Annotated in this window: 21 protein-coding genes; 13 read left to right on the top strand and 8 right to left on the bottom strand. The window is 72.8% G+C overall.

Going from position 1 to position 22,367, the window contains the following annotated elements; translation table 11 throughout:
- The first annotated feature begins 1 nt into the window (after nucleotide 1).
- From iolB to ASF82_RS10925, 9 genes are all read left to right on the top strand, one after another.
- Nucleotides 2–928: a 5-deoxy-glucuronate isomerase gene (gene iolB / locus ASF82_RS10965; protein ID WP_056059005.1), complete on the top strand. Its 927-nt coding sequence runs from the start codon at nucleotides 2–4 to the stop codon at nucleotides 926–928.
- The gene (gene iolD / locus ASF82_RS10960) at nucleotides 925–2,823 is read left to right on the top strand and encodes a 3D-(3,5/4)-trihydroxycyclohexane-1,2-dione acylhydrolase (decyclizing) (RefSeq protein WP_056056949.1); all 1,899 of its coding nucleotides are present in this window, start codon (nucleotides 925–927) and stop codon (nucleotides 2,821–2,823) included. Before iolB ends, iolD begins: the two co-directional genes overlap by 4 nt.
- Before the next feature lie 47 nt (nucleotides 2,824–2,870).
- The gene (locus tag ASF82_RS10955) at nucleotides 2,871–3,839 is read left to right on the top strand and encodes a sugar phosphate isomerase/epimerase (protein WP_056056947.1); all 969 of its coding nucleotides are present in this window, start codon (nucleotides 2,871–2,873) and stop codon (nucleotides 3,837–3,839) included.
- A gap of 33 nt (nucleotides 3,840–3,872) precedes the next feature.
- Entirely contained in the window at nucleotides 3,873–4,934 is a 1,062-nt protein-coding gene (locus ASF82_RS10950; RefSeq protein WP_056056945.1) for a Gfo/Idh/MocA family protein, read from the top strand.
- Nucleotides 4,935–4,940: 6 nt separating this feature from the next.
- Nucleotides 4,941–5,810: a sugar phosphate isomerase/epimerase family protein gene (locus ASF82_RS10945; protein ID WP_056059002.1), complete on the top strand. Its 870-nt coding sequence runs from the start codon at nucleotides 4,941–4,943 to the stop codon at nucleotides 5,808–5,810.
- Between the two features lie 59 nt (nucleotides 5,811–5,869).
- The gene (locus tag ASF82_RS10940) at nucleotides 5,870–7,018 is read left to right on the top strand and encodes a transaldolase family protein (protein WP_082514580.1); all 1,149 of its coding nucleotides are present in this window, start codon (nucleotides 5,870–5,872) and stop codon (nucleotides 7,016–7,018) included.
- Nucleotides 7,019–7,143: 125 nt separating this feature from the next.
- Nucleotides 7,144–7,563 carry a tautomerase family protein gene (locus ASF82_RS10935; RefSeq protein ID WP_056056942.1) on the top strand — a complete coding sequence of 140 codons (420 nt, stop codon included), beginning with the start codon at nucleotides 7,144–7,146 and terminating at the stop codon, nucleotides 7,561–7,563.
- Between the two features lie 42 nt (nucleotides 7,564–7,605).
- Entirely contained in the window at nucleotides 7,606–8,445 is an 840-nt protein-coding gene (locus ASF82_RS10930) for an alpha/beta fold hydrolase (protein ID WP_056056940.1), read from the top strand.
- Nucleotides 8,446–8,872: 427 nt separating this feature from the next.
- The gene (locus ASF82_RS10925; RefSeq protein ID WP_056056938.1) at nucleotides 8,873–9,499 is read left to right on the top strand and encodes a hypothetical protein; all 627 of its coding nucleotides are present in this window, start codon (nucleotides 8,873–8,875) and stop codon (nucleotides 9,497–9,499) included.
- A gap of 39 nt (nucleotides 9,500–9,538) precedes the next feature.
- Here ASF82_RS10925 and ASF82_RS10920 read toward each other — a convergent pair whose 3' ends face one another.
- Nucleotides 9,539–10,357, bottom strand: coding sequence for a GntR family transcriptional regulator (locus ASF82_RS10920; RefSeq protein ID WP_082514579.1), 819 nt, complete (start codon nucleotides 10,355–10,357; stop codon nucleotides 9,539–9,541).
- Between the two features lie 256 nt (nucleotides 10,358–10,613).
- On the opposite strand from ASF82_RS10920, the gene ASF82_RS10915 reads away from it, so the two are divergent.
- The 4 genes from ASF82_RS10915 (at nucleotide 10,614) to ASF82_RS10900 (ending at nucleotide 14,148) form a co-directional block, all read left to right on the top strand.
- On the top strand, nucleotides 10,614–11,660 hold the full coding sequence (locus ASF82_RS10915) for a methionine ABC transporter ATP-binding protein (RefSeq protein WP_082514578.1): 1,047 nt from the start codon (nucleotides 10,614–10,616) through the stop codon (nucleotides 11,658–11,660).
- On the top strand, nucleotides 11,657–12,439 hold the full coding sequence (locus ASF82_RS10910) for a methionine ABC transporter permease (RefSeq protein ID WP_082514577.1): 783 nt from the start codon (nucleotides 11,657–11,659) through the stop codon (nucleotides 12,437–12,439). Before ASF82_RS10915 ends, ASF82_RS10910 begins: the two co-directional genes overlap by 4 nt.
- A 166-nt stretch (nucleotides 12,440–12,605) precedes the next feature.
- A complete protein-coding gene (locus ASF82_RS10905) occupies nucleotides 12,606–13,553 on the top strand; it encodes a MetQ/NlpA family ABC transporter substrate-binding protein (RefSeq protein ID WP_056056935.1) in 948 nt (315 codons plus the stop codon).
- Between the two features lie 91 nt (nucleotides 13,554–13,644).
- The gene (locus ASF82_RS10900) at nucleotides 13,645–14,148 is read left to right on the top strand and encodes a pyridoxamine 5'-phosphate oxidase family protein (RefSeq protein ID WP_056056933.1); all 504 of its coding nucleotides are present in this window, start codon (nucleotides 13,645–13,647) and stop codon (nucleotides 14,146–14,148) included.
- Nucleotides 14,149–14,238: 90 nt separating this feature from the next.
- Here the strand turns inward: ASF82_RS10900 and ASF82_RS10895 are convergent, their stop codons facing one another.
- From ASF82_RS10895 to ASF82_RS10865, 7 genes are all read right to left on the bottom strand, one after another.
- Complete coding sequence (locus ASF82_RS10895) at nucleotides 14,239–14,751, bottom strand: GNAT family N-acetyltransferase (RefSeq protein ID WP_056056931.1); 513 nt, start codon at nucleotides 14,749–14,751, stop codon at nucleotides 14,239–14,241.
- Nucleotides 14,748–15,977 (bottom strand): MFS transporter, encoded by a 1,230-nt coding sequence (locus ASF82_RS10890; RefSeq protein ID WP_056056929.1) that lies wholly within the window; start codon nucleotides 15,975–15,977, stop codon nucleotides 14,748–14,750. The genes ASF82_RS10895 and ASF82_RS10890 overlap by 4 nt, the downstream gene beginning before the upstream one ends.
- Nucleotides 15,974–16,852, bottom strand: coding sequence for a helix-turn-helix transcriptional regulator (locus tag ASF82_RS10885; RefSeq protein WP_056056927.1), 879 nt, complete (start codon nucleotides 16,850–16,852; stop codon nucleotides 15,974–15,976). The genes ASF82_RS10890 and ASF82_RS10885 overlap by 4 nt, the downstream gene beginning before the upstream one ends.
- Nucleotides 16,853–16,938: 86 nt before the next feature.
- Complete coding sequence (locus ASF82_RS10880) at nucleotides 16,939–18,849, bottom strand: beta-galactosidase family protein (protein WP_056056925.1); 1,911 nt, start codon at nucleotides 18,847–18,849, stop codon at nucleotides 16,939–16,941.
- Nucleotides 18,850–18,959: 110 nt separating this feature from the next.
- Nucleotides 18,960–20,315, bottom strand: coding sequence for an ABC transporter substrate-binding protein (locus tag ASF82_RS10875; protein ID WP_156370088.1), 1,356 nt, complete (start codon nucleotides 20,313–20,315; stop codon nucleotides 18,960–18,962).
- Between the two features lie 109 nt (nucleotides 20,316–20,424).
- Entirely contained in the window at nucleotides 20,425–21,372 is a 948-nt protein-coding gene (locus ASF82_RS10870) for a carbohydrate ABC transporter permease (RefSeq protein ID WP_056056922.1), read from the bottom strand.
- A gap of 2 nt (nucleotides 21,373–21,374) precedes the next feature.
- On the bottom strand, nucleotides 21,375–22,322 hold the full coding sequence (locus ASF82_RS10865) for a carbohydrate ABC transporter permease (protein WP_056058994.1): 948 nt from the start codon (nucleotides 22,320–22,322) through the stop codon (nucleotides 21,375–21,377).
- Nucleotides 22,323–22,367: the final 45 nt, after the last annotated feature.

The following is a 22,367-nucleotide window of genomic DNA, read 5'->3' as shown; positions in this document are numbered from 1 at the left end:
CATGGACGACGAGACGCGCTGGTTCTTCCCCCGCGGCGACCTGGCCCACGACGACTGGCAGACCGTGGTCGACGGCGAGCTCGACGGCTGGCAGCACACCGGCCTGCGCGTCGGGGAGCTCGTCGACGGTGCCGAGCTGCGGCTGGCCCCACGGCAGGTGGAGCGCATGGTCGTGCCGCTGACCGGCGACGTCGTCGTCGAGTGGAGCGACGCGCGAGGCGGCTCGGGGACGGTCGAGCTCGCCGGGCGGGCCTCCGTCTTCGAGGGGCCAGCCGACGTCGTCTACCTCGGGGTCGGCACGGAGGCGCGCCTCACCGGATCGGGTCGCGTCGCGGTCGCCGAGGCGCCCGCCGACCAGGTGCTCGACGTGCAGGTGCTGCGTGCCGCCGACATCCCCGTCGAGATCAGGGGCGCGGGCCGCTCCACCCGACAGGTGCACAACTTCGGGACACCGGCGGGCCTTCACGCGCAGAAGTTGATCGTCTGCGAGGTGGTGACCCCGGCCGAGAACTGGTCGTCGTACCCGCCGCACAAGCACGACGAGTCGGTACCCGGGACGGAGTCCCGGCTCGAGGAGATCTACTACTTCGAGTCCGCCGTCAGCCGTGGCCTCGACGCCCCCGGCCAGGCCGACCCGTTCGGCATGTTCGCCACCTACGGCTCGCCTACCGGGCAGATCCAGGTGGACCAGCTCGTCCGCACCGGCGACGTCGCCCTCGTGCCCTTCGGCTACCACGGCCCGGCCGTCGCCGCCCCCGGGTACGACCTGTACTACCTCAACGTCATGGCGGGCCCCGATCCCGAGCGTGCGTGGCTCATCACCGACGACCCCGCCCACGGCTGGGTCCGCAGCCAGTGGGAGTCGCAGGACCCGGACCCGCGCCTTCCCTACCTCCCCTCAGCAGCACCGAAAGGACCCCGCCCGTGACGACGAAGCGACTCACCGTCGGCCAGGCACTGGTCGAGTTCCTCGCCGCCCAGTGGACCGTCGACGGCGACGTGCGGGAACGCACGATCCCCGGCATGTTCGGCATCTTCGGCCACGGCAACGTCGCCGGCGTCGGTCAGGCCCTGAAGCAGTACCACGTCGACCGCCCCGGCCTGATGCCGTACCTGCAGGCTCGCAACGAGCAGGCCATGGTCCACGAGGCCGTCGGCTACGCCCGGATGCACCGGAGGCGCGCCACCTACGCGAGCACCGCCTCCGTCGGCCCCGGCGCCGCCAACATGCTCACCGCAGCGGCCCTGGCGACGACCAACCGCCTCCCTGCGCTGCTGCTGCCGAGCGACACCTTCGCGACACGGGTCAGCGACCCCGTGCTGCAGCAGATCGAGATGCCGCACGACACCTCCCTGCAGGTGACCGACGCGTTCCGGCCGCTGTCGCGCTTCTTCGACCGTGTCGACCGGCCGGAGCAGCTGTTCTCGATCGCCCTCGCCGCCATGAGGGTGCTGACCGACCCTGCCGAGACCGGGGCCGTCACGATCGCCCTCCCGGAGGACGTCCAGGCCGAGTGGCTCGACGTCCCCGAGGAGTTCCTGCAGCCGCGGGAGTGGCACGTCCGTCGCCCCGTCCCCGAGCGCGGGCCGCTCGAGCGAGCCGTCGCCGCCATCCGGTCCGCGAAGCGCCCCGTCATCGTCGCCGGCGGGGGAGTGCTCTACTCCGGCGCCGAGCAGCAGCTCGACGCCTTCGCCCGGTCGACGGGGATCCCCGTCGGGACCACGCAGGCCGGGGGAGGCGCGCTCGCCTGGGACCACCCCCAGCACCTCGGCGGCATCGGCGCCACCGGCACGACCGCCGCGAACCGCATCGCGGCCGAGGCGGACGTCGTCATCGGCATCGGCACGCGCTACAGCGACTTCACCACCGCCTCCCGCACCGCCTTCCAGGAGGCGGGCGTGCAGTTCGTGAACGTCAACATCGCCTCCTTCGACGCCTACAAGCACGGCTCCCAGCTGCCCGTCGTGGCCGACGCCCGCGAGGCGATCGACGCCCTCGGCGCAGCCCTCGCGGAGCACACGGTCCCCGCCGAGCACGCGACGCGCGTCGCCGCCGAGAAGGCCGCGTGGGACGACCTGGTCGACGAGGCGTTCCTGCCGTCCGGTCTCGCGCTGCCCGGCCAGCCCGAGATCATCGGCGCGGTCCAGGCCGCCAGCGACCCCACCGACGTCGTCGTCCAGGCGGCGGGGTCGCTCCCCGGCGACCTGCACAAGCTCTGGCGCGTCCGCGACCCGCTCGGCTACCACGTCGAGTACGCGTTCTCGTGCATGGGCTACGAGATCGCCGGCGGCCTCGGCGTCAAGCGGGGCGCCCCTGATCGCGACGTCATCGTCATGGTCGGCGACGGCTCGTACCTCATGCTCCACACTGAGCTCGTCACCGCGGTCGCCGAGGGCGTGAAGATCATCGTCGTGCTCATCCAGAACCACGGCTACGCCTCGATCGGCCACCTGTCCGAGACGGTCGGCGCCGACCGCTTCGGCACCCTGTACCGCAGGCTCGACCCCGACTCCCTCGACTTCCAGGGCAGCGAGGTCCTCCCGGTCGACCTGGCGATGAACGCCCGCAGCTACGGGGTCGACGTCATCGAGGTGCAGCCCACCGAGAACGCCGTCGCCGACCTGACCGCCGCGCTGGCCACGGCCAAGGCGTCGCCCACGACCACCCTCATCCACATCAACAGCGACCCCCTCGTCTACGCCCCCGACGGCGAGGGCTGGTGGGACGTCCCCGTCGCCCAGGTCTCCACCCTCGACGCCACCGAGGCGGCCCTCGCGGACTACCGCGAGCACCGGTCGGCCCAGCGTCCGCTCCTCGGCTGACTCCCTCCCCTCGACCTCACGACACGCTCACGAAAGGCACCGCCGCCATGACCGACACCGTCACCGATCCCGACGCCACACCCGTCGAGACCCCCTCCGCGACGACCGACCGGGGGCTGCGCATCGGCACAGCCCCCGACTCGTGGGGGGTGTGGTTCCCGGAGCACCCCAGCCAGATCCCGTGGCCGCGGTTCCTCGACGAGGTGCAGCAGGCCGGCTACCGGTGGATCGAGCTCGGCCCGTACGGCTACCTCCCCACCGACCCCCACCAGCTCGAGGACGAACTCGGCCAGCGCGGCCTCATGCTCTCGGCCGGGACGGTCTTCACCGGCTTCCACAAGGGCGACGACCAGTGGCAGCGCGCCTGGGACCAGGCCCTCGCCGTCGCGGGGCTCGCCTCGGCGCTCGGCGCCGAGCACCTCGTCGTCATCCCCGACCTCTGGCGCAGCGACGCGACCAGCGAGGTCCTGGAGGCGCGCACCCTCACCGACGACCAGTGGCGGGCGCTCGGCTCCGGCCACGACAAGCTCGGCAAGGCGCTGCTCGAGGAGTTCGGGGTGAAGCAGCAGTTCCACACCCACGCCGACAGCCACGTGGGCACCCACCAGGAGACCGAGCGGTTCCTGGCCGAGACCGACGCCCGCTACACGAACCTCTGCCTCGACACCGGCCACTTCGCGTACTACGGCGGCGACGCCGTCCGCCTCGTCGAGACCCATCCCGACCGGATCGGCTACCTGCACCTCAAGCAGGTCGACTCCGACCTCCGCTTCACGGTCCTGAAGAACGACGTGCCCTTCGGCGACGCCGTCGCGATGGGCGTGATGGTCGAGCCCCCGAAGGGGGTGCCCGACCTGGCGCCGATCATCGAGGCGGTCAGCGACATCGACCCCGACATCTTCGCCATCGTCGAACAGGACATGTTCCCGGTCGAGTCGATCGACCTGCCGCTCGGCATCGCCACCCGGACCCGGGAGCACATCTTCAGCTGCTCGCGTCGCGTCCGTACCCACTAGTCGTCCCGTCACGCCGTTCGAAGGAGAACACCCATGAGCATCCCCAGCACCGGAAACCTCCGCGTCGCCGTCGTCGGCGCGGGCATGATGGGCGCCGACCACGTGTCGCGCATCACGCAGCGCATCAGCGGAGCGGAGGTCGTCGCCGTCGTCGACCCCGACGTCGCCCGCGTCGCGGCAGCCGCGGAGCTCGCGCCCGGCGCCGAGACCTTCGCGTCGTTCGAGGAGGCACTCGCCGCCACGCGCCTCGACGCGGTCATCATCGCGACCCCGGGGTTCCTGCACGAGCCCGTCATCCTCCCGGCCCTGGAGGCCGGACTCGCGATCCTCAGCGAGAAGCCCCTCTCCGACACGGTCGAGTCGAGCCTCCGCATCATCGAGGCCGAGCAGAGGCTCGACCGTCCGCACATCCAGGTGGGCTTCATGCGTCGCTTCGACGCCGGCTACCTCGAGCTGCGCGAGCTCGTCGCGTCGGGGGCCCACGGCGCGCTGCTCGCCCTGCACTGCGCCCACCGGAACCCGTCGACGCCTCCCAACTTCTCCGAGTCGGCCCTCATCACGGACTCGGTCATCCACGAGATCGACGTCGTGCCGTTCGTCGTGGGCGAGCCGATCGTCTCGATCGAGGTCAAGAAGCCCCGCCGCAACTCCCTCGCCCCCGACGGGCTGCGCGACCCGCAGTTCGTGCTCCTCGAGACCGCCTCGGGCGTGCTGGCGATCGTCGAGATCAACGTGAACGTGCAGTTCGGCTACCAGGTGACGACGGACGCCGTGTTCGAGAGCGGCGTGGCGTCCATCGGACGCCCGCAGGGCATCGAGGTGGCCGCGGCGGGCAGCACCGGCCAGGGCATCACGCCGTCGTTCAAGGAGCGCTTCGGCGCGGCGTACGACGTCGAGGTCCAGCGCTGGGTCGACGCCGCGCACGCCGGCACCATCGACGGCCCCTCGGCGTGGGACGGCTACCTCGCGAGCGTCGTCGCCGACGCGGGCGTCGTCGCGCAGGCGTCGGGTGAGAAGGTGCCGGTGCAGTACGCGCTCGACAAGCCGGCCTTCTACGAGGTCTCGCCCGCCTCCTCCGTCCTCGCGGGGGCGTAGAGCATGGTGAAGATCGCCCTCGACCCGACGCCGCTGCACCACAGCCACTCGCTGCTGGAGCTGCCCCGCAAGGTCGCCGAGCTCGGCTACGACCACCTCCAGCTGACCCCGCACGCGGACTTCATCCCGTTCTTCCGGCACCCGAAGGCCGACGACGACCTCGTCGACGCCTTCGCGGCTGCCTGCAGGGAAGCAGGGGTGCAGATCGCGTCCGTGCTGCCGGTGCTGCGCTGGTCCGGCCCGGACGAGGAGTCGCGACGCGCGGCCGTCAAGCAGTGGAAGCGGGTGATCGAGATCACGGCTCGTCTCGGCGTCGGCGTCATCAACACGGAGTTCAGCGGGCGCCCCGAGCGGCAGGAGGAGTCCGAGCGACAGTTCTACTGGTCGATGGAGGAGCTCCTGCCGATCATCGAGCGCGAGGGGATCCAGGTGTTCATCGACCCCCATCCCGACGACTTCGTCGAGGACGGCCTCGAGGCGCTGCGGGTCATCCGCGGACTGAACTCGCGGAGCGTCGGTCTCGCCTACGTGGCCTGCCACACGTTCCACTACGGCGGCGACATGGCCGGGATCATGGCGGCGGCGGGGCAGTCGCTGGGGCTGGTGCACATCGCCGACACGTTCGACCACAACCGCTCGCACGGCCTGCGCTACATCAGCAACCCGCCCGGCACCGCGGCCCGGGTGCACCAGCACCTCAAGATCGGCGACGGGGACGTCGACTGGGACGGCTTCTTCGGCGGCCTGTCCGAGATCGGCTTCCTCGACCGGTCGGACACGATCGCCGTGTCGAGCGTCTTCGCCGAGGACGAGTCGGTCGACGAGGTCAGCCGGTACCAGCTCGAGCAGATCCGCTCCCGCATCGCCGCGGCCTGAGCCCCGCAGCACAGAAGAGAGCCGCCACGACGGGGGCTCGACGACCTCAGAGGAGAGCCATGAGCGCCACCACCGACACCAGCTCCGCCACCAGCTCCGCCACCGCCACCGACACCGGCATCTCCGCGCCGTCGTCCGACGACCGGCCGAGCCTGCTCCGCGCCGCACAGGACACCCCCACCAGCCTCTGGAACGACTCGGCGGACCCCGCCGAACTGGCTGCCTCGATCGCGTTCGGCGCCGTCGGTGCGACCTGCAACCCGGTGATCGCCTACACGGTGATCAAGAACAACATCGACACCTGGGGCCCTCGTCTGCGCGAGATGGCCGACGAGCACCCGACCGCCGGCGAGTCCGAGCTGGGCTGGCTCGCCGTCGAGGAACTGAGCGTCCAGGCGGCGAAGCTGCTCGAGCCCGCCTTCCGGGCATCGGGCGGTCGGGACGGTCGGCTGTCGATGCAGACCGACCCCCGCCTCCACCGGGACGCCGCGGCGCTCGTCGAGCAGGCCGTGCACTTCTCGGGGCTCGCGGAGAACATCATCGTGAAGATCCCGGCGACCGAGGTCGGCATCCAGGCGATGGAGGAGGCCACGTACCGCGGCGTGAGCATCAACGCGACGGTCTCGTTCACGGTGGCTCAGGCGCTCGCCGTCGGCGCCGCGATCGAGCGCGGCCTCGACCGCCGCACGGCCGACGGGCTCGTGGACCACGAGTTCGGCTCGGTCGTGACCATCATGGGCGGTCGACTGGACGACTGGCTCAAGGCCGTGGCGAAGCGCGACCACGTGCTGATCGAGCCCGGCCACCTCGAGTGGGCCGGTGTCGCGGCGCTCAAGAAGGCCCACCACGAGTTCGTGGCGCGCGGCTACCGGTCGCGGATCCTCTCGGCCGCGTTCCGCAACCACCTGCAGTGGAGCGAGCTCGTCGGGGGAGACCTCGTCGTCTCGCCACCGTTCCAGTGGCAGGTCGACATCAACGCGAACTCGGTGCCCGCCGAGCACCGCATCGACGTGCCCGTCGACCAGGACGTCCTCGACGCGCTGCGCGAGAAGCTCCCCGAGGAGTGGCACCGGGCCTACGACGTCGACGGCATGACGATCGACGAGTTCGAGCGCTTCGGAGCGTGCGTGGTCACCCTGCGGCAGTTCCTCGAGGCCGATGCGCAGCTCGACGCCCTGGTGCGCGACGTCATCGTCCCTGCCGTCTGAGGCGCGGCGGGGGAGGCGCGGTGTCCGTCACGGACACCGCGCCTCCCCCCCGGCTGGACGTGGCACACCGGACCTTAGCTTGTTAGTATGTAAGAACATAACCCCCTGACAGAAGGACCCACCTCATGCCCCTCGTCCGCATCGACCTCATGGCCGGCCGTTCGCCGGAACAGGTCACCGCCATCGCCGACTCGATCCACGCCTCGATCGTCGAGGTCTACGGCATCCCCGTCCGCGACCGGTTCCAGGTCGTCACCGAGCTGCCCACGGGCCGCATCGTCGCCGAGGACGCCGGGCTGGGCTTCGAGCGGACCGACGGGGTCGTCATGATCCAGATCTTCACGCAGAGGGGGCGGAGCGACGAGACGAAGCAGGCCCTCTACGCCCGCATCGCCGCGGGGCTCCACGACCTGGGCGTCGCCGGCGAGGACGTCTTCATCGGGTACGTCGAGAACGGCCCCCAGGACTGGTCGTTCGGCTTCGGCGTCGCGCAGTACATGAACGGCGAGCTGAAGGTCCCCGCCGCGGCGCCCGCGGTCGGGTGACGCGGGCGCGCGTGCTCGCCCCTCGCTGCCTAGGCTGGGCCGATGGACCGCCTGACCCGCTACGAGCGTGACGGACTCGTGTTCGAGACCACCGACTCCGGCCCCGCGGAGGGCGAGGTGGTCGTGCTGCTGCACGGCTTCCCCGCCACCCGGGCCAGCTGGCGCGACGTCGTGCCCCGTCTCGAGGCGGCGGGGCTGCGCTGCCTCGTGCCGCTGCAGCGCGGCTACTCGCCGGGCGCGCGACCGCGGGGGAGGCGCGCCTACCGGTCGACGGAGCTGGTCGCCGACGTCGTGGCCCTGCTCGACGAGGCCGGCGTCGACCGCGCCCACGTGGTCGGACACGACTGGGGCGGGGCCGTCGCGTGGAAGCTCGCCGCCGAGCACCCCGACCGGGTCGCCAGCCTCACGGTGCTGTCGACGCCGCACCCCGCCGCCCTGGCCGCCTCGCTGACGTCGTCGTCGCAGGCGCTGCGCTCCTGGTACATGGGCGCCTTCCAGCTGCCGTGGCTGCCCGAGGTGCTGCTCCGCCGCCGGCTGGCGCCCGTGCTGCAGGGCACGGGGCTGCCCGCCGAGCGGGCGGAGGAGTACGCGGACGCGATGCGCGACTCCCGGGCCCTCACCGGGGCGATCGCCTGGTACCGCGCCCTCTGGCTGCCGGGGGGAGGCGCGAGGCCGTCGCTGGCGACCGGTCGCGTCACCGTCCCCACCCGGTACCTGTGGGGGCGCCACGACACCGCCCTCGGGCGCCGCGCCGCCGAGCTCACGGAGCGTCACGTGTCGGGGCCGTACCGGTTCGTCGAGCTCGACGAGGGGCACTGGCTGCCCGAGGTCGCACCGCGCGTCGTCGCGGAGGCCGTGCTGGACGCCGTGCGGGCGGACTGAGCGGCGAGGACCGAAGCTGACGGCAGACCATCGGGCCGCCCCGACCCGGGGGCGGAGAGGGAACTGAGGTGGGGCCGGCATCGCAGACCCCTCCGCGGCGACCCCACCGCGAGGCCAGGGACCCGAATCCCACGACCTCGTGCGAACGGCTGAGCCGCCCGATGAGAGAGACAGTACAGGCTGTGAGCGCGAACAGGCGCGACGATGCCTCGACATGAAGAGGGTGTGACGCCCCTCGCGGTTCGGGCCGAGAGGGGCGTCCGTCCGCCGTCGGAGCGAGCCGACGGTGGGGCACATCGATCGGGGTACATCGAGGGCTAGGTGCCTCCGGGGACAGCGCTCGACACTACGCTCCCGTCCGCCGCTCGCTCACAGGAAAGCCTCGACGCGGCGTCCGCGCCCCCCGGGGCGCCGGTACGGTCGGGGGATGACCGACGCCACGCCCCCGGCCCTGTCCACCCGTCTGGTCGTCGCCGGCTCCCTCTTCGGCGGAGCGGCGCTCCTCTTCCTCCTGCGGCTCGTCGTCGTCGCGGCCGCGTCGTCGGCGTTCGTCTTCGTCACCGTGCTGCCGGTGCTGCTCTTCGCCGCCGCCCTCGTCGTGTCGGTCGCGCTCTGGCTGGTGAGCGGCAGCCGGTCCCAGCCGGGCATCGCGGGCCCCAGCCGCCCGGGCCGGCTCGGCCTGCGCATCGCCGCCGTGGCCCTCGTCGTGGTGCCGGCCCTGACCGCGGTGCTGCCGGCGCGCTCGCTGATCGGCTGGCAGGTCGCCGTGCTCTCCAGCGCCGTGGAGTTCATCGGCCTGGTCGCGCTCGTGCTCGCCGCCGTCGTCGTCGTGCGGGTGCGCGTCGTGCCGGCGCTCGCCGGGTGGTCGCTGCTCGTCTGGGCCGCCCTCGCCGTGGTGCGGCAGCTCTTCTTCACGTCGCCCGTGTGGCTGGGCGAGGCCAGCGTCCTGATCGCCTGGGGAGGGCAGATCCTCGCCGTCCTCTCGGCGGCCTTCGTCGCGGTCGCCTGGCTGCTCGTCGGCCTGCGGCGGGCCCCGGAGGCGCGGGTCGGCTGACCGGAGCGGGCTCCGGTGGACTCGAGGCGCCGGTCGCGCCTACTTGTCGACCAGGGTGACCGAGAACGAGTAGAGGTCGGGTCGGTAGCAGTGGTACCCGACCTCGACCGCTCGCCCGGAAGCGTCGTAGGCCGTCCGGGTCATGGTGAGCAGCGGTCCGGCGGGCTCGATCTCGAGCAGCTCAGCCTCGCCACGGGTGGCTGCACGGGCGCCGATCCGCTGCTTCGCCACCCGCATGGTCACCCCGCGGGCCCGCAGCAGCTGGTACAGCCCGTGGGCGGCCAGGTCGTCGGAGGCGAACTCGGCGAGGTCGCGCGGGAGGTAGTTCTCGAGCACCGCGACCGGCACGTCGTCGGCGAGCCGGAGGCGCCGGATGTGGTCGACGGCCGTCCCCGGGGGCAGCCCGAGCGCCGTCGCGACCTTGACGTCGGCGGGCACGACCTCGTGGCCCAGCAGCCGCGTCGACGGCGTCTGCCCGCTCGCGGCGAGGTCCTCGTAGAGGCTCGTCAGCTGGACGTCGCGCATCACCGGTCCGTGCACGACCTGGGTGCCGATGCCGCGGCGCCGCACGACCAGCCCCTTGTCGACGAGCTCCTGGATGGCGCGCCGGATCGTCGGGCGCGAGAGCCCCAGGCGCTCGCCCAGACCGACCTCGTTCTCGAGGCGTGAGCCGGGCGGCAGCTGACCGCTGAGGACGGCGGACTCGAGGCGGACGGAGATCTGGTACCAGAGCGGCACCGGGCCCCCGCGGTCCAGGTCGGCGAAGAGGTCCGCGGGCAGCTCGGCCGGGGGAGCGGACGCGGCGGTCGGCTCGGCCGCCCCGGGCGTCGTTCCGGGCGTCGTCGCGGCGTCGGTCATCGTGCCCCCTCCGGGTCGTCGGACCTCCATGTGCGGACAACCCTACGCGTCGGTGCCCGCCCGGCGGGGCCGACCCGCCCCGCCGGGGGCGCGATCGGTCGGCGCGGCCCCGTGACGACGCACGGGGACGCGCGACGACGCACGGGGTCACGGGGGGACACATGACGTGATGATCCCTCGCGGGCCGACCCGCGCCTCCCTATGCTCGGCGGCACCCGGCGGGAGGCCCCCCGCCGCACCGACCCAGGAGGACACCATGATCAGCCTCGAGGCGCTGACCAAGGTCCACGTGACCGGCACGACGCGCACCACGGTGCTCGACCACGTCGACTTCTCCGTCGGCGCCGGCGAGATCGCGGCCGTCGTCGGCCCGAGCGGAGCGGGCAAGAGCACGTTGGCGGAGTGCGTCACGCTGCTGCAGCGCCCCACCTCGGGCCGGGTCGTCGTCAACGGCGACGACCTCACGGCCCTCGGCGAGCGCGACCTGCGGGTCGCCCGCCGCCGCATCGGCACGGTCTTCCAGTCGGACGGGCTCTTCGGTCGTCGCACGGCGGCCCAGAACGTCGCGCTGCCGCTCGAGTACCTCGGCGTCACGCGCGCCGAGGCGCGTCGCCGGGTCGCCGAGCTGCTCGACCGGGTCGGCCTCGGGCACCGGGCCGACGCCCGGCCGCACGAGCTGTCGGGCGGGCAGCGTCAACGCGTCGGCATCGCCCGGGCGCTCGCGCTCCGGCCCAGCGTGCTGCTGGCCGACGAGGCCACCTCCGGCCTCGACCCCGCCTCGACGGCGTCGATCGTGGGCCTGCTGCGCGAGCTGCGCGACGACCTCGGCCTGTCGATCCTCTTCGTCACCCACGAGATGGACACCGTGCTGCAGATCGCCGACAGCGTCGCCCGTCTCGACCACGGCCGCGTCGTCGAGCGGGGGCGGCTGCTCGACCTGCTGCGCGACCCCGCGTCGCCGCTCGGCACGGCGCTCCGCCCCGCCCGGCAGGCGGCCGAGGCCCCGCCCGGCGCGGGGCCGTGGCGGCTCGACTACGTCTCGGCCGACGTGCCGGCCGACTGGCCCTCCCGGCTCGGCGAGGCGCTCGGCGCCCCGGTGGCCCTGCTCGGCGCCTCGGTCGAGAGCCTGGGAGGCGCCACCGTCGGCCACGTCACCGTGGCCGTCCCCGAGGCGGTCGCCGACCGCCTCCCCGGGGTCGCGGCGGCGCTCGGGCTCGCGGCCCGCCGCGCCGGGCAGGGCGCCGCCCCTGCTCAGACCCTGGACGTCGCGGGCGTCGTGGCCGGTGCGGAGCTGGTCCGATGAGCGCCCTGCTCGCCGCCGGGGCGCCCGCGGCCTACGACAACTCGGTGCCCCTCGCCGAGATCCCCGCGCTCGTGCTGCCCGCGCTCGGCGACACCTTCCTCATGGTCGGCATCGTGATGGCGATCGTCGTCGTGCTGGGCGTGCCCCTCGGCGCGCTCGTGCACAACCTCGGCCCGGCCGGCCTCGCCCCCGCCCCCGCGGTGCACACCGTGCTCAGCGGGGTCGTGAGCATCGGCCGCTCCCTGCCCTTCCTCATCCTGATGGCGTCGATCGTGCCGTTCACCCGCTTCGTCACGGGCACGAACATCGGCATCGCCGCGGCGGTCGTCCCGATGTCGATCGCCGGCGTCGCCTTCTTCACGAGGATCGTCGAGAACTCGCTCCGCAGCGTCCCCTCCGACCGGGTGCGCGTCGCGACGGCGAGCGGGGCCTCCCCGCTGCAGATCGTCCGCACCGCCCAGCTCTCGGAGGCGCTGCCGAGCCTGATCGGCGGCCTCACGATCAACACGATCGCCATGATCGAGTACTCGGCGATCGCCGGCACCATCGGCGCGGGCGGCATCGGCTACGTCGCCGTCACCTACGGCTACCAGCGCTTCGACCACACGGTGATGATCGTCACGATCGTCCTCCTCGTGGCCACCGTCGCCGCGGTGCAGCTGATCGGCGACGCCGCCGTCCGGGCCACAAGCCCGGAGCCGGTGCCGCGCCGACGCTGGTGGCGTCGCCGCTCCGACGGGCCGACGCCCGTCGCCGTCACGGCCGTCACCGCCGTGTGACGTCGGCCGGGGCCCCGGGCGCACCGCGCCTCCGGCCCGTCGGCCCCGACTCCTCTCGTCTCCTCGTCTGCTCCTCTCCTCCTCACCGGACCCGGCCCCGCCGTGGTCACCGGTGTGCCGCCACGCCCTCCGCAGCCCCGGCTGCCCGCTCCGAAGGACCCTGCTCATGCCCGAGAACACGCCCGCCGCCGCCGACCCCGCCCGCACGGCCTCCGCCGCGGCCTCCGCCCACGCCCACGACCACGGCTTCGAGCTGAAGCGTCGTCGTCGCTGGCCCTGGATCGCGGGCGGGGCGGCGGTCGTCGTCGCCGTCGCGGTCGCGGTCGTGGTGCCGCTCGTCCGCCCCGACGTGCCGGCCGTGGCCGAGGCGGGCGCGACCCTGACGGTCGCGACCGCCGAGGGCAACGCCTCGGAGCAGGCGCTCGTCCAGTTCGTCGCCGACGAGGTGGCCCCGAAGTACGGCATCTCGGTCGAGTTCGAGGGGCTGAGCGACAGCAACACCATCAACCGGGCGGTCAGCGAGGGCGAGATCGCCGGCACGGTCTACCAGCACTCGCTCTGGCTCGACCAGGTGCTCGCGGCCAACCCCGACTTCCGCGAGGAGGCAGCGACGCCGGTGTTCCGCTGGGGCTTCGGCCTCTGGTCGTCGAAGTACACCGACGTCAGCCAGATCCCCGACGGGGCGACGATCTCGCTCTACTCCGACCCGGCCAACGAGGCGCAGGGGCTGTCGGTGCTGGAGCGCGCCGGCCTGATCACGCTGAAGGACGGCGTCGACGTGGGCCACGCCACCCAGGACGACATCGCGTCGAACCCCAAGGGCCTCCGCTTCACCCTGCTCGACTTCGCGGCCCAGTCGCGGGCGCTGCCCGACCTCGACGCCGCCGTCGGCTACACCGAGTACTACCTGGCGGCCGGCGTCCCGATCGAGCAGCAGATCTTCGCCCCCGCCGCCCCCGACGAGTTCGCCGGCCAGCTCACGATCGGCAGCGACTTCGCCGACGAGGCGGCGGTGCGCAAGCTCGTCGAGGCGTTCCGCGACCCCGCCGTGCAGGAGTTCCTCGCGACCGACCCGCGGGTCGCGGGCATCCTGCTGCCCCTCGACGCGGAGTAGCCCGAAGGCTGGGCGCGCGCCCCCCGGGGAGAGCAGAGTGGGGGCGACCCCGGGCGCCCACCGTGCCCGGCCCTGCGCGAAGGAGCACACCATGACCGACACCACCGGCACCACCAGCACCCACGACGACGACGTCGCCAAGCTCGCGGGGCTGCTCCGCGGCTTCGACTTCGCGATGCTCACGACCATCGACGAGAAGGGCGCCCTCGTCGGCCACCCGATGACCGTGCAGGAGGCCGAGTTCGACGGCGACCTGTGGTTCATCGTCGGGCAGGACTCCTCGGCCGTGCACCACCTGGGGCGCGAGCGGACGGTCGGCGTGACGCTGAGCTCGAACGACTCCTGGGTGTCGCTCGCCGGCACCGCCGCGGTGGTCGACGACCACGCGAAGCTCGAGGAGCTGTGGAACAGCCGCGTCGAGGCGTGGTTCCCCGACGGGCCCGCCGACCCCAACGTCGGCCTGGTGAAGTTCAGCGCCGACAGCGCCGAGTACTGGGACACCCCCGGCGGCAAGGTCGCCTCGGTGCTCTCCTTCGTCAAGTCGAAGGTGACCGGCGAGGCCCTCGAGGGCGAGAACGAGAAGATCGAGCTGTAGCGGCGACCGCGGCGACGGCGACGCCGCGCCGCCGGAGGGCCCGGCACCCGAGCGGTGCCGGGCCCTCCGACGTCCGTCGACGAGCCGGTGTCAGAGCTCCCGGCCGAGCGACACCGTCTCCGGCTCGTCGGCGTAGTGGCCGTAGTCGGGCACCGGCTCGTACCCGGCCGAGCGGTAGAGCCGGATCGCCTCGGGGTGCGCCGTGTTGGTCTCGAGCACCATCCAGGCCACGCCGGAGTCGCGGGCCGACTCCTCGAGCCAGCCCAGCAGTCGTCGCGAGACTCCCCGGCCGCGGTGCCCGGGCTGCACGAACAGCCGCTTGAGCTCGCCGCGCCCGTCGGGCAGCAGTCGCCAGGCGCCCATGCCGACGGGCTGCCCCGCCGGCGAGCCCTCGCCGTCCGAGCCCGCCGGCTGCGGGCTCTCCGACAGGTACGCCACCGCGAACGCCCCGCGGGGCGGCTCGAACTCGGGGGCGTCGATCGGGCTCTCGTCACGGCCGCCGTAGATCTCGACGTACAGCTGCTGGAGGCCCTCGACGAGCTGCTGCACGTCGGGGTGGTCGTACGGGCGGGCGACGATGGCGAGGTCGTGCGGTGTGGTCACCCGACCAGTCTGGCGGGGAAGGCGGTGCGCCGCCCCCACAGCGTGAGCACGAACGCCGCCGAGCCCCCGACGATCATGACGACGGGCAGCACGAGCCCGTCGGCGTGCTGCAGCAGCACCGCTCCGACGATGCCGGCCGCGAAGATCGCGACGTTGAACGCCACGGGCAGGAACGAGTTCGCGACGTCCTGCTCCGCGCCTCCCGCCGTCGTCAGGGCGGCCTGCAGCTGCGCCGAGGCGCCGCCGAAGGTGAGGCCCCAGAGCACGGCGGCGACGACGACCGCGGCGGTGACGTCGCGGCCGACGAGCAGCACGACCCCGGCCAGCACGAAGACGGCGAGGCTGCCGTGCAGCAGCGGCCGCGGGTGGCGGTCGAGCAGGGCCCCCGTCAGCACGACGCCCCCGATCGACGCGACGCCGTAGAGCAGCAGGAGGAGCTCGACCGAGAGGTCCGCGCTCGTCGACCGCAGGTACGGGGCGACGTAGGTGTAGATCGTGTTGTGCCCGAGCATCCAGGTGGCGATCACCGCGAGGATGACCGCGATGCCGGGCAGCCGTGCCACGCGGAGCAGGGGGAGGCGGCGGGCCGCCGCGTCGCCGGTCGCCGCGGGCGCCGTGGCGGCGGGCACCACGAGGGCGATGAGCACCGCGACCACCGTGGCCACGAGCGACAGCCCGCCGAACGACCAGCGCCAGTCGAGCGTGCTGCCGATCCACGAGCCGAGCGGCGTGCCGAACGCGAAGCCGAGCGGGGCGCCGGTGGAGACGATCGCGAGCGACAGCCCCGCCCGCGACGGCGGGCTGATCCGGCGGCCGTACGCCGCGAGCATGCCCCAGATGACGCCGGAGAAAGCCCCGGCGACGAAGCGGGAGGCCAGCGACAGGGCCACCTCGGTCGAGCCCGCCGTCACGGCGTTGGCGACGACGAGCCCCGCGACCGCGCCGAGCAGCAGGGGCTTGCGGCGGAGGCCGCGGGTCAGCGTGATGGCCGGCACGGTCACGACGACGGTGCCGAGGGCGTACGCGCTGATCAGGAGCCCGACCGTGCCCTCGCCGGTGTCGAGGCCCGCGGCGATCTGCGGCAGCAGCCCGGCCGGCATGGTCTCCATCGCGACCAGCACGAAGCCGATGGCGGCGAGCAGGACGAGGGCGACGACCGGCAGGCGCGTCACCTCGCCCTGCGGCGGCCGAGGGTCGACCGGGGCCGTCGCGCGGGTCGCGCTCACGAGCGCTCCGGCACGGCGTCGACGCCCTCGGTGGCTGCCCACGAGGCCAGGAGCGCGAGCCCCTCGGCCGACGGGCTGCCCGGCGCCGCCGGGTAGACGGTCATCGAGTGACCCGGGGCGTCCTGCAGCTCCATGACCAGGTAGTCGAGCTCGAGCAGACCCACGACGGGGTGACGGAACGACTTGGCTCCCGAGTAGTGTCGGCGCACCTCGTGGGCGGCCCAGCGCGCGCGGAACTCGTCGCTGCGCACCGAGAGCTCGCCGACCAGCTCGGCGAGGCCCCGGTCTCGGGGGTCGCGGCCGGCGTCACGGCGCAGGATGGCCACGTTGACGGCGGCCGCGCGCTCCCAGTCGGGGTAGAACTCCCGCGCCCGCGGGTCGAGGAAGATGAAGCGCGAGTGGTTCGCGGGCCGCTCGTCGCCGCGGTACATCTCGGAGTAGAGGGCGACGCCGAGGGCGTTGGCGGCCACCATGTCCATGCGCGTGTTCGTGACGAACGCGGGCGCCGCGGTGACCGCGTCGAGGAGGTGCTGCACCGGCGCCTCCAACGCGGCCCCGCGTGCCTCGACGACGGGCCCGCGGCGTCGGGTGGGCGCGAACGAGCGGGCCAGGTCGTACAGGTGGTCGTGCTCGGCGCGGGTCAGCTCGAGGGCGCCGGCGATGGCGTCGAGGACGCTGTCGGAGACGCCGCCGAGGTCGCCCCGCTCGAGGCGCGTGTAGTAGTCGACGCTCACCCCGGCGAGCGTGGCGACCTCGTCGCGGCGCAGCCCCGGCACGCGCCGACGACCACCGCCGCGACCGAGGCCGGCCTGCTCGGGGGTGATGCGCGCCCGGCGGCTGGAGAGGAAGTCGCGCACGTCAGCTCGGGGGTCCATGCCGACGACGATACGGCCGGCCCGCCGGCGGAGGCAGGCCCTGCGAGGGCCCGCCTCGGAGGCTCGACCTCGTGGCCAGGCCCCCGCTACGACTCCAGGTGCCCCAGGTCGGGCTCGGCCACGAACGACACCTCGGGCCGAGCCGCGGCGCCGGTCTCGAAGACGACGAGGTCGTTGTCGCCGGCCCGCAGCTGCTCGCCGGGCACGTAGAGCGTGTGCTGCGGGCCGCGCGTCCAGTACCGACCGAGCGCGAAGCCGTTCACGAAGGCCACGCCCTTGCCCCACGAGCGCGTGTCGAGGTAGAGGTCGGCGGGCTCGTCGACGGTGACGGTCGCGTGCGCGAACACGGGCCCGTCGAGGAACCGCACCGAGCCCGCGGCGCGGTCGGCACGACGGGTGACCGTCGCCACCATCGCGTCGAGGTCGAGCGGCAGCGACTCCCACTCGAGCAGCTCGGTGCCGTCGAGCAGGGCGGGGCCGACGAGGCCCTTCGCCTCGCCGATGTGGCGGCCGTAGTTGACGCGGCCCTGGTCCTCGACGAGCACCTCGAGCCGCGCGCCGGGCGGCACGACGATCGAGCGCTCGTGCTGGTCGCGCTGCAGCACGCCGACGCGGCGGCCGTCGACCGAGACGACGGCGCGGTCGCGCACGCCCGCGAACGAGAGCGCCCGGGGGCCGTCGCCGGCCGGCAGCGCCACGCGGTGCAGCGAGAACCCGCGGAAGGCGCTGAGCTCGTCCATGGTGGGCACGGCCGCGGTGCGGTGCCACTGCCCGGCGGCGGGGGCCACGGCGGCACGGCGACGGGTCGCGGTCGCGACCGACGCGCGCGTGTCGACCCGCGACTCCTGCCCGGCCGCCCCGGCCTGCCCGCGGTCGTCAGCGTCGCCCGCGTCGCCGACCAGCTGGTCGAGCGGCACGACGGCGTCGAAGTCGGTCCGCAGCACGGGCGCCGGCGTGCGGCGCGCGGGCAGCTCGTCGGGCACCGGCGCCCAGCGGGCGATGACGTCGCGGAAGGCGAAGAACTTGTCGGTGGGGAAGCCCGCCTCGTCGAGGGGGGCGTCGTAGTCGTACGAGGTGACGTGCGACTGGTACGTGCCCTTGTGGTTCGCGCCGTTGGTGAAGCCGAAGTTGGTGCCGCCGTGGAACATGTAGATGTTCACCGAGGCCCCGGCCGCGAGCAGCGCGTCGAGCTCGCCCGACGCCTCGGCGACGGGGGTCGTGTGGTGGTGCTCGCCCCAGTGGTCGAACCAGCCGTCCCAGAACTCCGAGCACATCAGCGGGCCCGTCGGCTGGTGGCGACGCAGGGTCGCGAGGCGCTCGTCGGCGCGCGAGCCGAAGGAGCCCGTGCGGTGCAGGTCGGGCAGGCTGCCGCGCGAGAGCATCTCGTCGGTGGGCTGGTCGACCGTGGTCAGCGGCACGGTCACGCCGGAGGCGCGGGTCAGGTCGACGAGGTGGCGCAGGTACTCCGCGTCGTCGCCGTACGCGCCGTACTCGTTCTCGATCTGCACGAGCACGACGGGGCCGCCGGCGTCGATCTGCCGCGGCACGACGATCTCGTAGACGTGGGCGAGGAACTCGTCGACGGCGGCCAGGTAGAGGGGCTCGGTGCGGCGGACGCCGACCGCGGGGTCGTCGAAGAGCCAGCCGGGCAGCCCGCCGCCGTCCCACTCCGCGCAGATGTAGGGGCCCGGGCGCACGATCGCGTGCATGCCCTCGGCGGCCACCAGGTCGAGGAACCGGCCGAGGTCGAGGCCGCCGGTCGCGTCGAAGTCGCCGCGCTGGGGGGAGTGGGCGTTCCAGGCGACGTACGTCTCGATGGTGTTGAGCCCCATCAGTCGCGCCTTGTGGATGCGGTCGGCCCACTGGTCGGGGTGGACGCGGAAGTAGTGCAGCGCGCCGGCGAGGACGCGGTGCGGGGCGCCGTCGAGCTCGAAGTGCTCGGGGCCGACGACGAAGCGGCGGCTGGTGGCGGCGGAGGCGGGCACGGGGCTCGACATGTGGCGTGTCCTGTCGGTGGCGGGGAGTGCGGGGGGAGGTGCGGCGGACGCACGGCGGGGAGGCGCGACCTGCGTCGTGCCTCCCCGCCCGGTGCCCGGGAGCGCGGGCGTTACTTCGTGGTGACGTCGAAGCCCTGCTGCGTGCCGTAGTCGGCGGACGCCTTGCCCCACGCCTCGAGGACGGGGTCGAGCGAGGTGCCGTTCGAGTAGGCCGACGACGCGCTGTCGCTGTAGATGCTGTTCGCGTAGACCTGGAAGGGCAGGTACTGCCAGTCGGGCACCACGTCGGCGGCGGCCTGCGACAGGACCTCGTTGATCTTCTGGCCGCCGAAGTACTCGGGGGCCTCGGCGAGGAAGGCCGGGTCGTTCAGGTCGGACGTGGTCGAGGGGAACCCGCCGGCGTCGAACGAGATCTGCTTGCCCTCCTCCTCCGCGGTCGCGAACTTGGTGAACTCCGCCGCGACGAGCTTGTTCGACGACTGCTCCATCACGGCGATGGACGATCCGCCGTTCTCGGCGGTCGCGGTGTCGCCCGCGGTGTACTGGGGCATGGGGGCGACGCGCCACTGGCCGGAGCCCTCGGCGGCCTGCGCCTCGAGGTTGCCGGGCATCCAGGCGCCCGTCAGCAGCGTGGCGATCGAGCCGTCGCTGAGGCCGCGGAACCACTCGTCCGTCCAGCCGGGGGTCTGCGCGAGCGAGCCGTTCTCGACCAGCGTGTTCCAGGTCGAGGTCCACTTCTTCGCGCCCTCGTCCTGCAGGTCGATCGAGACCGTCTCGCCGTCGACCTTGTACGGCTGACCGCCGGCCTGCCAGATCATGCTGGTGGTGAAGCCGGCGTCGCCGGTGTCGCTGGTGATGAACTGGTTCGGATCGGCCGAGTGCATGGTCTCGGCGGCCGCGACGTACTCGTCCCACGTCGTCGGCACGGCGATGCCGTACTTGTCGAAGACGTCCTGGCGGTAGAACATCGCCATGGGGCCGGAGTCCTGGGGGAGCGCGTAGACGGCGTCGCCGTCGGTGACGGAGTTCCAGGTGGAGGCGGTGAAGTCGTCCTCGAGGTCGTCGTAGCCGAAGCCGCTCAGGTCGGCCAGCGAGTCGCTGAGCGAGAACTGCGGGATCGCGAAGTACTCGACCTGGGCCACGTCGGGCGCGCCCTTGCCGGCCTTGATGGCGTTCTGCAGCTTGGTGTACTGGTCGGCGCCGGTGCCGACGTTCTGCACGTCGACGGTGATGTCGGGGTACTTGGCCTCGAAGGCCTCGGCGATGGGCTCGACGGCCGGGGCCCAGGCCCAGACGGTGATCGTCGACTTCTCCGTCAGGGCCGCGGCGAGCTCGTCGGCCGACGCCGTGTCGGGGCTCGAGCCGCCGCCGGAGCCGGAGGAGCAGGCCGCGAGCGAGCCGGCCAGGACGACGCCCAGGCCCAGCGCGATGGCGCGCTTGGCGGAGCGGGGGAGGGAACGGGACATTGTGGTGCCTTTCACTTCATCGTGGAGGTGGTGCCGTGGTGATGGTGCGGGTGATGGTGCGGGTGGTGGTGCAGGGGGGAGGACGAGGGAGGCGCGGGTCGCGACGGCGTCAGGCCTTGACGCCGCCGGCCGACAGGCCGGACTGCCAGTAGCGCTGGAGGAAGAGGAACGCGACCACGATCGGGATGATCGCGAGGAACGACCCGGTGATGACGAGGTTGTAGATCGGGTCGCCGCCGACGGTGGTCGACTGGGCGTTCCACTGGTTCAGGCCGACCGTCAGCGGGTACCAGCGCGAGTCGCTCAGCATGATCAGCGGCAGGAAGTAGTTGTTCCAGGTCGCGACGATCGAGAACAGCAGCACCGTGATGAGGCCGGGGCTGAGGAGGCGCAGGCTGATCGTGAAGAAGGTGCGCACCTCGCTGGAGCCGTCCATCCGGGCGGCCTCGAGGATCTCGTTCGGCACGGAGTCGACCGCGTACGTCCAGATCAGGTACAGGCCGAAGGGGCTGATCAGGGAGGGCAGGATGATCGCCCACGGGGTGTTCGTCAGGCCCATCTGGCTGAACATCAGGAAGGTCGGGACGGCCAGGGCCGTGCCGGGGATGGCCACGGCGCCGAGCACGACGGCGAAGACCGCCTTCTTCCCGGGGAAGTCGAACTTGGCCAGCCCGTAGCCGGCCAGGGTGGCGAGCAGCGTGGCGCCGCCGGCGCCGACGACGACGTAGAGGAGCGTGTTGCCGAGCCAGCGGATGAACTCGCCGTCGCCGTAGGTGAAGACGCCCGCGATGTTGTCGAAGAGGGCGAAGTCGCCGCTGAACCAGAGCCCGAACGAGCTGAAGAGGGCCTCCTGCGTCTTGGTCGAGTTGACCAGGAGCCAGAAGAGGGGCAGCACCGAGTAGATGAGCAGCAGCGCCATGACGAGCGTGAGCAGCACGCTGCGCTTGTCGCGCGGGGCGCCGGCGCGGCGCTTGCGGTCGCGCGTCTCGCGCGTGGGGGTGACGGTCGGGGTGCCGGCGTCGGGCGCCGCGAGGGGGGAACCGGTGAGGGTCGACATGGTCAGGCGTCCTTCCGCGAGCCGACGAGCTGGACCACGTAGGCGACGACCATCGTCAGGACGCCCATGATGATCGCGATCGCGGCGGAGTAGTTGAACTGCTGGCCTGCGAACGAGAGGTTGTAGGCGTACATGTTCGGGGTGAAGTACGTGCTGATCGAGTTCGGCGCGAGCGTCTGCAGGATGTTCGGCTCGTTGAAGAGCTGGAAGCTGCCGATGATCGAGAAGATGATGCCGATCACGATGGCCCCGCGGATCGCGGGCAGCTTGATGTTCTTCACGATGCGGAGCGGGCCGGCGCCGTCGAGCTCGGCGGCCTCGTAGAGGTCGGGCGAGATGACGCGGAGGGCGGCGTAGAACAGCAGCATGTTGTAGCCGACGAACTCCCACGTGACGATGTTGCCGATCGACGCGAGGATCCAGCCCTGCGAGAGCAGGTCGGGGAGGGCCCACCCCGTGAGGTCCTCGAGGTTGCCGACGAGCCCGAAGCGGTTGCCGTAGATGAAGCCCCACATGAGGGCGGCGACCACGGCGGGGACGGCGTAGGGCAGGAAGATCGCGATGCGGAAGAACGACGTGAGGTGCAGCCGGGCCGAGTCGAGGGCCAGCGCGGCGACCAGGGCGATGATCAGCATGATCGGCACCTGCACGACGAGGAAGAGCGCGACGCGGCCGAGGGCGTCCCAGAAGTTCGGGTCGCTGAGCGCCTGCGCGTAGTTCGCGATGCCGACGAAGGCGTTGCCGCCGATCATCTTCTCCTGGAACAGGCTGAGGTAGATCGCGTAGACGACCGGGGCGACGAGCACCACGAGGAAGACGGCGAGGAAGGGGAGGACGAAGCCCCAGCCCGTCCAGCGACGCTTGTCGCGACGGATCGGGGCGCCGCCGCCCACGGAGCTCGGGGCTGCCTCGGCCCTCGGCCGGGCTGCCGGTGTCGACAACGTCGTCATGTCCATCCACTTCGTCGGGGTTCGTCTCGCAGCCACTGATTGGGT

The organism is Frigoribacterium sp. Leaf164 (genome assembly GCF_001423665.1).
GTDB lineage: Bacteria > Actinomycetota > Actinomycetes > Actinomycetales > Microbacteriaceae > Frigoribacterium > Frigoribacterium endophyticum.
This window is presented reverse-complemented; position numbering and strand designations above follow the sequence as displayed.

What these genes read in the sequence shown, in the direction of transcription:
- ASF82_RS10935 (WP_056056942.1), top strand. Translation starts at nt 7,144, where the DNA reads ATGCCCCTCGTCCGCATCGACCTCATGGCCGGCCGTTCGCCGGAACAG.
- ASF82_RS10920 (WP_082514579.1), bottom strand. Translation starts at nt 10,357, where the DNA reads ATGACCGACGCCGCGACGACGCCCGGAACGACGCCCGGGGCGGCCGAG.
- ASF82_RS10865 (WP_056058994.1), bottom strand. Translation starts at nt 22,322, where the DNA reads ATGACGACGTTGTCGACACCGGCAGCCCGGCCGAGGGCCGAGGCAGCC.
- ASF82_RS10915 (WP_082514578.1), top strand. Translation starts at nt 10,614, where the DNA reads ATGATCAGCCTCGAGGCGCTGACCAAGGTCCACGTGACCGGCACGACG.
- ASF82_RS10880 (WP_056056925.1), bottom strand. Translation starts at nt 18,849, where the DNA reads ATGTCGAGCCCCGTGCCCGCCTCCGCCGCCACCAGCCGCCGCTTCGTC.
- ASF82_RS10955 (WP_056056947.1), top strand. Translation starts at nt 2,871, where the DNA reads ATGACCGACACCGTCACCGATCCCGACGCCACACCCGTCGAGACCCCC.
- ASF82_RS10940 (WP_082514580.1), top strand. Translation starts at nt 5,870, where the DNA reads ATGAGCGCCACCACCGACACCAGCTCCGCCACCAGCTCCGCCACCGCC.
- ASF82_RS10885 (WP_056056927.1), bottom strand. Translation starts at nt 16,852, where the DNA reads ATGGACCCCCGAGCTGACGTGCGCGACTTCCTCTCCAGCCGCCGGGCG.
- ASF82_RS10900 (WP_056056933.1), top strand. Translation starts at nt 13,645, where the DNA reads ATGACCGACACCACCGGCACCACCAGCACCCACGACGACGACGTCGCC.
- ASF82_RS10930 (WP_056056940.1), top strand. Translation starts at nt 7,606, where the DNA reads ATGGACCGCCTGACCCGCTACGAGCGTGACGGACTCGTGTTCGAGACC.
- ASF82_RS10905 (WP_056056935.1), top strand. Translation starts at nt 12,606, where the DNA reads ATGCCCGAGAACACGCCCGCCGCCGCCGACCCCGCCCGCACGGCCTCC.
- ASF82_RS10925 (WP_056056938.1), top strand. Translation starts at nt 8,873, where the DNA reads ATGACCGACGCCACGCCCCCGGCCCTGTCCACCCGTCTGGTCGTCGCC.
- ASF82_RS10950 (WP_056056945.1), top strand. Translation starts at nt 3,873, where the DNA reads ATGAGCATCCCCAGCACCGGAAACCTCCGCGTCGCCGTCGTCGGCGCG.
- ASF82_RS10910 (WP_082514577.1), top strand. Translation starts at nt 11,657, where the DNA reads ATGAGCGCCCTGCTCGCCGCCGGGGCGCCCGCGGCCTACGACAACTCG.
- iolB (WP_056059005.1), top strand. Translation starts at nt 2, where the DNA reads ATGGACGACGAGACGCGCTGGTTCTTCCCCCGCGGCGACCTGGCCCAC.
- ASF82_RS10870 (WP_056056922.1), bottom strand. Translation starts at nt 21,372, where the DNA reads ATGTCGACCCTCACCGGTTCCCCCCTCGCGGCGCCCGACGCCGGCACC.
- ASF82_RS10875 (WP_156370088.1), bottom strand. Translation starts at nt 20,315, where the DNA reads ATGTCCCGTTCCCTCCCCCGCTCCGCCAAGCGCGCCATCGCGCTGGGC.